Consider the following 10713-nt stretch of genomic DNA (forward strand, 5'->3'; position numbering starts at 1 on the left):
TTACAGGCGTCTTTCCGGCGGACGAGCCGGTTGCGTCTTCTGGAGATTAGGATTCAGACAATCCAGCTTTCGCCATATCACGCGGGTCCCCCAGCGCACCGTCCCTAACACCTGGACCCGGCCGCTGGTTTCCTGGCATGCTCTTTTCCCTTCCCACCTTTCGATGTCCGGTAAGCCATCAGACCCAGGAACATCCCTCCAATTCCTCCCAGCTGAGCTGGGACTACGACAGAGCGCCTCGTGGCGCACCCCTGGCCCGCTATGAGCGGGCGGAGTGGCCGTTTCGCCCCGATCACGTCACCGCGCTGCTCGACGTCTACGGAGTCTTCGAGGAACGCCGACGCGAAGAGTTGATCGCACTGGCACGGAACGCGTGGCGGGTGTGCCACTGGGAGGTAACCGGGGTCAGGGACACCGGCACGGCCGGAGTCAACGACCAGCCCGTCATCGACCACTGGTGGATCCAGTCCAAGGCCGAGGAACTGTGCGTCTACGCGCCGACGCTGATCCCGCCGCTCCTACGCGCACGGGACTACGCCGAAGCGCTGATCCGCTTCCGCGACCCGCACATGCCGATGATGAAGGTCGAGTCGATGGTCCGCGAATTGCTGGACCGTCAGCAGGTGTTGGACGACCGGCCACCGATCCGGTTGACGGTGATCCTGGAGGAATCGGCGCTGTCTCGCCGGATCGCCGGCAACGCCGTCTCGCTGGCCCAATGGGAGCACCTGACTCGCGCGACCCAACGCCCGCACGTGACCGTTATGGTCCTGCCCACCAGCGCCGCCCTGCACCTGGGCATGGACGGCGGGTTCACGCTATGCCGGATGCCGCAGCCATACCCGCCGGTGGCGCTGCTGGACCAGCTCACCGGCGGCGCAGTGATCGAGGCCGACGCCGCCGAGCGATACAGCACCGCCTTCGACAAGCTGAAAGAGACGGCGCTCAACCCCAGCCAGTCCATGACGCTGATCCAGGACTCGATCGATCAACTCGGCGGCACCTCGGCCCGTCCAGCCGAGGCGGTGGCCGCATGACTGGCACAATCCCCTTCGACTCCGACGCCACCCGAGCCGCCGTCACAGCGGCAGCTCATGCGGTCTCGGCCGAGTCCGAGAAGCTGGGCATCACGACCACCCCGGAGCAGTGCGAGGCCATCGCCGTCGAGGTGGTCAGCGTCTACGAGGCGTTCCTCGCCGGTGTCCGCTACGCAACGCAGAACCAAACGGTGGCCGGTGAGTCCATTTCCCCAACGGAGGGTTAGCCAACGGACTTACGAGTTTGGTCTGCCGTCGTGCTCGTGAGGGCTTCGGGCGGCGGCAGACCATACTTCGCGCCCAGGACATTAGCGCTTCAAAAGACAGCGAGCATCGCAAGGGGCAAGCGAGGCAGTCCCAGACAAGGTTCAGGGATTGCTACCGCTTGACATAGACCGCGAGGTCGCTATCTCGAACTTACCGACAAGCTCTTTTGATAAGGCAGCGGCGGTTACAGACAAGCCTCTGTCTATAGTGTCGTCCGCCGACTTCACTTCTCCCGTAGCCCGGCGGCGACGAACGCGAGCACCTCGTTGCGCCGCGCCGCCGGTTCGATGCGCAGCCGCCCGCTCTCGATCAGGCCGAGGAGGCGGTCCTGGTAGCGGGAGAGGCGGAAGAACCAGTTCTCCTCGGCGACCCGCTGCGGCTCGGTGCCGTGCTCGGGGCAGCGGCCGTCGACCAGCTCACCCGGCGTGTAGAACTGCTCGCAGCCGACGCAGTACAGCCCCTCGTAGTGCTTGCGGTAGAGGTCGCCGGAGGCCGCGCAGGTCCGCCACAGCCGCTCCACGCCAGGGCGGTGGCGGGGGTTGCGGCTGGTGCGGATGAAGTCGTCGAAGGAGAGCCACAGCGGCCCGCGCAGCGCTTCGAAGGCGCCCGCGTTGCGGTCCACCAGCTCCTGTGTGGACACTCCCTCGGCCGCGGCGGCGAGCACGTTCTTGAGCGAGTTGTCGTCGGTGCCGGAGGGGAAGCGCACCGCATCGCCCCGCTGCCGCCGGTGCCGGGCGAGCACGTCGGCCTGCACCAGCTCGAGCGCGAAGCCGAGGTGCGGGCTGGCGTTGACGTACGGGATCGTGGTGGTCACGTAGTAGGTAGGAGCGGTCATCGTCTGAGATCCTCGCGGGGAAGGAGCGGGGCCCCGCGCAAACGAAGAGAGGCCCCAGCTCGGGGCCTCGTGCGTGCAGCTCGGAGTGACCCCGCTAGCGGGGCATCATCACCTGGGCTGGCTTCGCGATCACCCGCCGAGGAAGTCACCGGGCGTAGGGGCCCTCCGCGTACCGCTTCGGGATCGCCGCCTCCGCCGCCCGGCCAAACGCCGCGAACGGGGTCGCCTCGACCGCGCGCCGCCCCGCCCTGCCCACCGCGCGCCAGGTGCCCACCACCTGTCCCCCGCTCACGACGGTGGGCTGGAAGACGCCGTTGCCGCCGGGCACGATACGGCTGGCGTACGCGGCGGGGAGGGCGGCGGTGCGGTCGGCGTATCCGAGCATGTACTCGTCGAAGCCGGGCAGCAGCAGCACCTCGCGGGCCTCCTTGCGATTGGCGGCGAGCAGCTCGGGAGTGGTGGGGTCCATGAGGTGCGCGACGCCGTCCGCCTCGATCGCCTCGAGTCGTGGGCGGGCGGCCGCGATCCCCGCCTTGACCTCCGCGGCGGTGAGCCCGGCCCAGCGCGTGTAGTCCTTGACCGTGGCGGGACCATGGCCGCGGAAGTAGCGCAGCGCCAGCTCGCCGAGCGCCTCCTCCCGCTCGGGGCGGCGCGGGTGCGGGACCCACTCGTCGACCAGCACCAGCAACTGCTCGCCGCCGCTCAGCGGACCGAAGCAGAGCACACCGGTCATCGCGAGGTGCCGCAGGATGTGGTAGCCCCGCTGCCCCGAGGTGCCGACGCCGGCCTTCTCCCAACCCGCGATCAGCTCGTCCCGCCGCGCCGAACGGCCGCCGGCCAGCGCCTCACGGGTGAGTTCATGCGCGTACCCGATGGTCTTTTCGTCGAGCGCGAGCTCGGTGTGGCGGGCGGCGCTCCTGGCGATCACACGTGGCGCCGCGAGGGCGAGGATCCACGGCAGGTCCTCTGCCGCGACGAGGTGGAGCGTGCCGCGCAGCGGCCATGACTTCACGACCTCGGCCGCGGCGAAGGCCGCCTCGACCTCGGCGCGCGTGCCACCGGTGGTGCGGAGGGCGACCGACGTGACCGCGCCGCCGTGGTCCTGCGCCTGGGCCGCGGTCAGCCACCGCACCGCCTCCGCGGCGCTCGCGTGCCCCGGGCCGGCGAGGCGCTGCGCGGCGAGCCGCAGCAGCGCGATTTCCCGCGTGTTGGCCATCCGCGAATCATCCGCCGCCGCCCGCCGCGCGGCAACGACGACGCCGTACCGGCCGTGCCCGAGAGGTGGAGGCGGCGCCAAGATACGTCCGTCGGCAACGCGACTCAGCGCGGCTGACCGGCGCCCGGCCGCCGATAGTGTGATGCGTGGCACCCGCCGGTTGTCTCGTGTTCGTCGCCGCCGCCGGATACGGCAAGACGACGGCGCTGGAGGGCGCGTGCGTGGTCGTGCGCGCGGCGGACGCGGGCGGCGACCCGCCCGCCCCCGACCTCGGCGTCGACGACGCCTGCCGCCTCACCCGCCCGAGCAGGTGCGGCTGGCCCGGTGGGTCGCGGGGCTGCCGGACGGGACGCGCGTGAGCCTCGCCGCCCGCCGCCCACTCGCGCCCGAGGCGATGACCGCGCTCCCCGCGCCGGTCGCCGTGCGCGGTCCGGCCGACCTCGCGCTCACCCCCGACGGGGTACTCCGCACGCTCCGCGACGAGCACGGTGTGGGCGACGCCGAGCTGGCGTACCTGGCGTACGAGCTGACCGCCGGCTGGCCCGCGCTGGTGCACCTGGCCGCGGTGTGGGTCTGGAGCGCGGCGGAGATCGCGGTAGCCCAACTCTTTCTCTTGGAGTAGGTCTACATCGCGAGGTTGCCGCTGCCCTGCGCCGGGGCGATGTTGTGTCCGGCGCGGAAGACGTTGTCCGGGTCGTAGGCCGCCTTCACGCTCCGCAGCCGCCGCAGGTTTTCCGGCGTGTACGCGCTGTCGGTGCGCGCCGGGTCGGCGAGGAAGTTGAGGAACGAGCCGCCGGTGCCGTACGGGCTCAGGGCCGCGTTCAGCGCCGGCACCGAGGCGTCCACGATCACCGAGAACGGCAGGTCGCGGTGCCCCACCGGGCCGGCGTCGGGGCCGGGAGCCGCCATCGCCCCGCCCCAGTGGCGAAACTCCACAGTGGAGGCCAATCCGTCCTCGTGCGCCCCCGCCAACGCCCGGATCACCGGGTCGGGCAGCGTCGGGAAGAGGTCGAGGTAGCGGGCCGGCGTGCCGCCCATCGCCGCGGCCGCGTACGGCACGGGGCGCAGGTCGTCGTGGAGCACCGGGCCGGCCGCGTTCCACAGTGGCCGCAGCAGGCACCGGGCGTGGTCCGGGTCGCCCGCGTACATCGCCTTGACGAGCAGCACGCGCCGGCCGCGTACCGCCGCGGGCACCTCGGCCGAGTCCGGCATGTGGCGCAGCACCACGGCGGTGCTCAGCGCGTCGGGCGCGGTGGCGACCCAGTCCCGGTACCAGGCGAGCGTCTCGGCGGCCCGGTCGGCGGCGAAGTACGCGGCGCCTGCCAGCACCTCGGCGACCGGGTACAGCCGGAACTCCAGCGAGGTCACCACGCCGAAGTTGCCCCCGCCGCCGCGCAGGGCCCAGAAGAGGTCCGCGTTGCGGTCGGCGCTCGCGGTCACCGTACGGCCGTCGGCGGTCACCACCTCGGCGCGTACGATGCTGTCGGCGGCGAAGCCGTACCGGCGGCCGAGCCAGCCGACGCCACCGCCCAGCGTGTACCCGGTGACGCCCACGTCCGGCGACGAACCGGAGAGCGGGGCGAGGCCGAAGGGCTCGGCCGCGGCGAGCACGGCGCCCCACTTGGTGCCGGCGCCGACGCGGGCGATCCGGCGGTCCGGGTCGACCAGCGCGGCCGTCATGCGGGAGGTGCGGACCAGGATGCCGCCGTCGTTGGCGGTGTGCGTGCCGTGGCCGGTGGCCTGCACCGAGAACGGCAGGTCGTGGCGGCGGGCCACACCGACCGCGGTACGCACGTCGGCGGCGCTCGCGGCCTCGACGATCAGGGCCGGGCGGGCGTCGACGGTGGGGTTGAGGGAGCGGCGGTTCTCGTCGTATCCGGGCTCACCGGGCAGGTACACCTGTCCGGCGAACCGCTGCCGAAGGGCCTGCGGGTTCATGGGGTTCCCCCTTGGTCGTGATCGCTCTTCGGGGGGTCAGACGGCCGGGGCGGGCGGAACTCATCGCGGACCGGAGAAGAATCTTCCGGGCGTCATGGTGCGATGACTTTCCGCCTCCCGACCGGTCTGTACTCATGAACCGCGAAACCCGGCGAGTGGAGGTCGACATGAGGGCGCCCGTGTTGGTGGTGGGCCAGTCGGCCGGCCGCGCGGACGTACCGGTGCTGTCGCAGCACCTCGCCGCGATCGCGCGGGCCGCTCCGGCCGGCGTCGTGATCTGCGACGTACGGACGATCACCAGCCCGGACGCGGGCACGATCGACGTGCTCGCCCGGCTCCAGGTGGCGGCGCGACGGCTGGGGTGCGGCATCCGCCTCTACGGCGCGCACCCCCGGCTGCGCGAGCTGCTCCTGCTCACCGGACTGAGCGAGGTGCTGCCGCTGCTGGCCGACCCGGGCTCAGTCGAGGCCGTCGAGGTCGTTCGGGAGGCCGAAGAGCGGGAAGACCCGGTCTACGTCCAGGAAGGAGTTGATCCCGGCGATCTTGTCTCCTGAAAGCTCCAGGACGATGAGCGCCCACGGCTCGTGGCGCCCGCCGGGGCCGCTCGGCCGGTACTGGCCGAAGGCGGGCAGCCCGTTGGCCACCGTGGGGACCAGCCGCGAGCCCCGGCACGGCGCGCCCGGCCCGAGCATCCACTGGCTGATCTCGTCGTGGCCGCGGAACCAGAGCGCGATCGGCGGCATGGAGAGCGTGGCGTCCTCGTGCAGCAGCGAGGCGAGCGAGGCCATGTCGTACGCCTCGAAGGCCCGGACGTAGCGGGCGAGCAGGTCGCTCTGGTCCTTGTCGAGCGGCTCGAGCCGGTCGCCGGTCACGTCGACGGACGAGATCGTGGCCCGGGCCCGCTGGAGCGCGCTGTTGACCGAGGCGACGGTGAGGCCGAGCAGCTCGCCGGTCTCCTGTGCCGACCAGGCCAGCACCTCGCGGAGGATCAGCACCGCGCGCTGCTTGGGCGGCAGGTGCTGGAGGGCGGCGACGAAGGCCAGCCGGATCGAGTCGCGGGCGACCGCCACCTCGGCCGGGTCGCTACGGTCGGGCACCACGCGGCTGTCCGGCACCGGGCCGACCCACACCTGCTCGGGCAGGGGCACGACCTCGGTGACCTCGCGGGTCTTGGACGAGGGGCCCAGCTCCATCGGCCGGGCCCGCCGCTGGGCGCTGCCGAGCATGTCCATGCAGACATTCGTCGCGATCCGGTACAACCAGGAGCGAAGCGCCGAGCGTCCCTCGAAGCGGTCGTACGCCTTCCAGGCGCGCACCATGGTCTCCTGCACCGCGTCTTCGGCCTCGAACGCCGAGCCGAGCATGCGGTAGCAGTAGCCGTTGAGCTCGGTGCGGTACTCCTCCAGGCGCAGCTCGACACCGCCCACCACGCTCGTGGCTTGATCACCCACGGTGAACCCCCCATCGGCCCTCGATGGGCTCAACCTACCTGACCCCGGCGGTCGCCCGCTTATCCGAAATGACCGCCGCCGGACCGATGAGTTCGCCCCCGGCCTGCGGTCTATCCCGGCAACCGACCTCGTGAAGGGAACCGACGATGGCCCAGATCGCCACCACCCCGACCGCCGTTGCCGTGCAGAGCCGCACGAGCGCCCTACTCACCGCCGGTGTGCTCGCCGGACCCGTGTTCGTCGTCACCGTGCTGGCGCAGGCGCTCGCCCGGGACGGCTTCGACCTGAGGCGGCATCCGCTCAGCCTGCTCGCCCTCGGTGACCTCGGCTGGATCCAGATCGCCAACTTCGTACTCTGCGGCGTGCTCGCGTTGGGCCGCCGCAGTCACCGCCCGCGTCCTCCGCCACCGCGCCTGACACGGTGGCCGACGCCCGGTTCACGCGCCCCGCCGCCAGCGGCGGTCCCCGATCCTAGTGGGATGTGCGGCGACATTCCGGGCGGAAGCCGCGGAAGCGGCCACGGTCACCGTCGCCGGCTCAGCGACTGGGCTGGTGGACGCGGAGGGCGAGGCCGCGGGAGCGGCGGTCTGGAGCGCGGCGGACGTCGCGGTAGCTCAGGTAGGCGTTCTGACGGGAAGGACTCGGGCCCGCTCGGCATTGAGCGGGCCCTTGTCCGTCCGGGAACGAGTGGACCGGCGCGACCCTCGTGCCGTGGGGACGGCGGGGCGGGTCGCCGGTGCTTATCCGCGCTTCTCGACCCAGACGTTCTCAATCGTGTGCGGCGGGTAGCCGGCGATCGACACACCGCCGACCGGCGCCCAGTTGCCCTCCACCGGGATCCGGCCGACCTCGGGCAGGAAGTGGCGCAGCACCATGCGAATGCGGTGCTCGCCGGTGCCGCTCGCGCAGTAGCTCTGCACCGAACGGGGGTTGCCATTGAAGCTGATCGTGCAGTCGGAGGGTGCGGCCTGGGCACTCGCCGGGGAGAGGGCGCCCAGGCCGGCGGTGGTCAGGGCGGTGACGACGAGCATCGGGCCGAGCTTGCGCATCTTCATGAACGCTCCAACGGGCCATGCCAGCGGGCGTCCGGGCCGCGCCAATCTGGCACGGCCCGGACGAAATTAGAAGGAAACTTTACTAAGAATGGAAACGGTGCGTCAACGGCCGCGTTGGCCACATTGGACAGCCGATCAGGCGGCGATGCGGGGCAGCAACTCCTCCGTGAACCGCCACAGCAGCGACGAGTCGTGCGTGTGGAACGCGGCTCCTGTGTAGAACGTGTTGTTTCGCCCCTGAAGGTCGTACAGCCGCCGATAGAAGCCGCGCGCGATGTCGCCGGGGCGCACCACCAGCTCGAACGGGTTGTGCGCCTTGAAGACCTCCAGCCCCGCGAACTCCACCGGGTATGTGCCCGCGGTGCGCAGCCGCCGGATGTCCGCGACGATCGCGGCCCGCACCGCACTGTCGCTCAACGGGCCGGTGGCCCCGTACTTGACGCCCCACAGGTCAGGCACACCGGTGACGGTCAGGCCGTAGAAGCCGGGCAGCGGCGCCAGGTTGTACGGGGTGTCCGCACCGACGTTGACCAGCGAGACGCCGGCCGGGATGCCGCCGAGGCGGGCCACCGCGGTCCAGTAGTGGTGGTACCCGAACCGGCCGAAGATCGCGCGCTCGGTGCCATCGAGGTCGAATCCGTCGAAAGTGGACAGAAGCGGTGGTACGGTGATGACAAGCTTGCGGCACTGGATCACTCGCGGTCCCTGCGGCGTGGCGACCCGCACGTGGATCTGCCGCGAGCCCCGGTGCACCTGGCGCACCGTCGCACCGAGCAGGGCGTCGCCACCGAAGTACGCGGTCGCCTTCTCGTACAGCTCGCCGTTGTCCCGCCGCTCCGTGATCAGGAGCGAGCCGCTCAGCACGCTGTTGATCACGCTGAGGCTGACGTTCTTGAGCACGTAGATCGCGGGTATCCGGAGGACGTCGCCGAGGCCCTGGGCGTACCCGAAGATCATCTGAGCGATCGACTCCAACTGGTGCAGCCGCATGAACTCGCCGAACGGCAGCAGCAGCTCCGCCGGCACCGGGTCGGGCAGCGCGAAGCCCTGGTCGAGATAGGGGTACTGCTGGAGCAGCGCGATGTACGCGGGCAGCGCGGCGGGCGCCGGCGGCGTGTAGCCGGGCACGATCTCGCCGGTGCGGAAGTCGACGTAGCTGTTCGACGTGCCGCCCTGCCCGGTGTACGGCGCCAGCGGCACGTCGAAGCGGTCGAAGAAGTCGCGTACGAGCTGCTGGTCGTGGTAGATGAGCACGCCGATGTCGGTGGAGCCGCCGGTCACCGGGTCGTGGTAGGTCTCGGTGTGGCCGCCGAGCCGTCCGGCGCGCTCGACCAGCGCCACGCTGTGCCCCAGGTCGCGCAGGCGCACGGCGGCGTACGTGCCGCTCGCGCCGCCGCCGATCACGCACACGTCGCGGCGGATCACCCCGCCGCCGGAGGCCGAGGCGGCCGAGCCGGGAGCCAGCGCGGCGGCCGCCGCGGCCACGCCGGTACCGCCGAGAATTCGCAACGCATCCTTGCGGGTGACACCCATGTGGGTTCCTCTCTACAGTGGACGGTTCGCGATCAAGATCTGGATCATGATATTTGCTCGGCCCCTCGGTGGCGATCGGCGTTAAGGTGGCGACGTGGGTGATCTTCGAGTGCTCTTCGTCGGTGGCAGTGGCATCATCAGCTCCGCCTGTTCCCGGCTGGCGGTGGCGAGCGACATCGACCTGTACGTCCTGAATCGCGGCACCACCAACCACCGGCCGCTGCCACCGGAGGCGACCGTGCTCCGCGCCGACGTGCGCGACCCCGACTCGGTCCGCGCCGCGCTCGGCGACCTCGAGTTCGACGCGGTGGTCGACTGGGTCGCGTTCACGCCCGAGCACGTCCGCGCCGACCTGACCGCGTTCACCGGCCGCACCCGGCAGTACGTCTTCATCAGCTCGGCCTCGGCCTACCAGACGCCTCCGGCGCGGCTGCCGGTCGTCGAGTCGACGCCGCTGCGCAATCCGCACTGGCGCTACTCCCGCGACAAGATCGCGTGTGAGGACCTGCTGGTCGCGGCGTACCGGGAGAGCGGCTTCCCGGCGACGATCGTGCGTCCCTCACACACGTACGACCGCACGCTCGTCCCCTTCGACGGCGGCTGGACGGCCGTGGAGCGGATGCGGCAGGGCAGGCCGATCGTGGTGCACGGCGACGGCACCTCACTGTGGACGCTCACCCACCACGACGACTTCGCGCGCGGCTTCGTGCCGCTGCTCGGTCACCCTCGGGCGATCGGCGAGGCGGTGCACATCACCTCCGACGAGGTGCTGACCTGGGACCAGATCGCCGAGCAGCTCGCCGCGGCGGCGGGCGTCGAGGCGCGGATCGTGCACGTCCCCTCCGACGCCATCGCCGCCGCCGACCCCGAGTGGGGCGCCGGGCTGCTCGGCGACAAGGCGCACTCGATGGTCTTCGACAACGCGAAGGTCCGCGCGCTCGTGCCCGGCTTCGTGGCGAAGATCCCGTTTCACCGGGGCGCCCGCGAGATCGTGGCCTGGCACGACGCCGACCCGGCCCGCCGCCGGGTCGACCCGCGCCTGGACGCGACGATGGACAGGCTCGTCGCGACGTACGGCACCGGCTGATCGGGGTGCACCGGCCGCCGGGCCTGGTCTCCTCGCGAGGGGCTATGTCGGGGACATAGCCCCTCGATGCCGGTTTGAATGGGCTATGTCCCCGACAACGCCCACGCACCCGCCGAGGTCCGGCGCACGTCCCGGAGGTTGGGCGCACCGGTGCGCCCAGCTCGACAGCTTCTCCCACAGACGACACCAGGTCCGAACGTGGCCCAGCCACGCGACCACCTCGACCTCGAAACCTCGCTAGCGGTGGTTTGTTAACTTCAGGGTGGAATGTACAGGTTTAGTGGGTGTCCATTT

Annotated in this window: 12 protein-coding genes and 1 pseudogene; 7 read left to right on the plus strand and 6 right to left on the minus strand. The window is 71.2% G+C overall.

Annotation, left to right across the window (positions count from 1 at the left end; translation table 11 throughout):
* Window positions 1–137 precede the first annotated feature (137 nt).
* Entirely contained in the window at window positions 138–1037 is a 900-nt protein-coding gene (locus ACFFIA_RS34680) for a DUF5753 domain-containing protein (protein ID WP_377259504.1), read from the plus strand.
* On the plus strand, window positions 1034–1264 hold the full coding sequence (locus ACFFIA_RS34685) for a hypothetical protein (RefSeq protein ID WP_377259507.1): 231 nt from the start codon (window positions 1034–1036) through the stop codon (window positions 1262–1264). The genes ACFFIA_RS34680 and ACFFIA_RS34685 overlap by 4 nt, the downstream gene beginning before the upstream one ends.
* 263 nt (window positions 1265–1527) lie before the next feature.
* Here ACFFIA_RS34685 and ACFFIA_RS34690 read toward each other — a convergent pair whose 3' ends face one another.
* Window positions 1528–2139 (minus strand): class I tRNA ligase family protein, encoded by a 612-nt coding sequence (locus ACFFIA_RS34690; RefSeq protein ID WP_377259509.1) that lies wholly within the window; start codon window positions 2137–2139, stop codon window positions 1528–1530.
* Between the two features lie 145 nt (window positions 2140–2284).
* Window positions 2285–3355: a winged helix DNA-binding domain-containing protein gene (locus ACFFIA_RS34695; protein ID WP_377259512.1), complete on the minus strand. Its 1071-nt coding sequence runs from the start codon at window positions 3353–3355 to the stop codon at window positions 2285–2287.
* Between the two features lie 146 nt (window positions 3356–3501).
* Here ACFFIA_RS34695 and ACFFIA_RS34700 point away from each other — a divergent pair, with 146 nt between their 5' ends.
* Together ACFFIA_RS34700 and ACFFIA_RS34705 are read left to right on the plus strand one after the other, a co-directional pair.
* Complete coding sequence (locus ACFFIA_RS34700) at window positions 3502–3714, plus strand: hypothetical protein (protein ID WP_377259515.1); 213 nt, start codon at window positions 3502–3504, stop codon at window positions 3712–3714.
* Window positions 3711–3977, plus strand: a complete 267-nt coding sequence (locus ACFFIA_RS34705; RefSeq protein ID WP_377259518.1) for a hypothetical protein — start codon at window positions 3711–3713, stop codon at window positions 3975–3977. Before ACFFIA_RS34700 ends, ACFFIA_RS34705 begins: the two co-directional genes overlap by 4 nt.
* Before the next feature lie 2 nt (window positions 3978–3979).
* Here ACFFIA_RS34705 and ACFFIA_RS34710 read toward each other — a convergent pair whose 3' ends face one another.
* Window positions 3980–5293, minus strand: a complete 1314-nt coding sequence (locus ACFFIA_RS34710; protein ID WP_377259521.1) for an FAD-binding oxidoreductase — start codon at window positions 5291–5293, stop codon at window positions 3980–3982.
* Between the two features lie 167 nt (window positions 5294–5460).
* On the opposite strand from ACFFIA_RS34710, the gene ACFFIA_RS34715 reads away from it, so the two are divergent.
* On the plus strand, window positions 5461–5847 hold the full coding sequence (locus ACFFIA_RS34715; protein ID WP_377259524.1) for an STAS domain-containing protein: 387 nt from the start codon (window positions 5461–5463) through the stop codon (window positions 5845–5847).
* On the opposite strand, the gene ACFFIA_RS34720 is transcribed toward ACFFIA_RS34715, so the two are convergent.
* A complete protein-coding gene (locus ACFFIA_RS34720) occupies window positions 5752–6744 on the minus strand; it encodes a sigma-70 family RNA polymerase sigma factor (protein WP_377259527.1) in 993 nt (330 codons plus the stop codon). The genes ACFFIA_RS34715 and ACFFIA_RS34720 overlap by 96 nt on opposite strands.
* A 146-nt stretch (window positions 6745–6890) precedes the next feature.
* Here ACFFIA_RS34720 and ACFFIA_RS34725 point away from each other — a divergent pair.
* Window positions 6891–7061 (plus strand): annotated as a pseudogene (locus ACFFIA_RS34725) (DUF998 domain-containing protein); the annotation flags it as partial.
* A gap of 423 nt (window positions 7062–7484) precedes the next feature.
* Here ACFFIA_RS34725 and ACFFIA_RS34730 read toward each other — a convergent pair.
* Both ACFFIA_RS34730 and ACFFIA_RS34735 read right to left on the minus strand, forming a co-directional pair.
* Window positions 7485–7799, minus strand: a complete 315-nt coding sequence (locus ACFFIA_RS34730) for a hypothetical protein (RefSeq protein ID WP_377259530.1) — start codon at window positions 7797–7799, stop codon at window positions 7485–7487.
* Between the two features lie 135 nt (window positions 7800–7934).
* A complete protein-coding gene (locus tag ACFFIA_RS34735; RefSeq protein ID WP_377259533.1) occupies window positions 7935–9332 on the minus strand; it encodes an NAD(P)-binding protein in 1398 nt (465 codons plus the stop codon).
* Between the two features lie 94 nt (window positions 9333–9426).
* Between ACFFIA_RS34735 and ACFFIA_RS34740 the strand changes: the two genes are divergently transcribed.
* A complete protein-coding gene (locus ACFFIA_RS34740) occupies window positions 9427–10419 on the plus strand; it encodes an SDR family oxidoreductase (RefSeq protein WP_377259536.1) in 993 nt (330 codons plus the stop codon).
* Window positions 10420–10713: the final 294 nt, after the last annotated feature.

The organism is Phytohabitans kaempferiae (assembly GCF_042433955.1).
Lineage (GTDB): Bacteria > Actinomycetota > Actinomycetes > Mycobacteriales > Micromonosporaceae > Phytohabitans > Phytohabitans kaempferiae.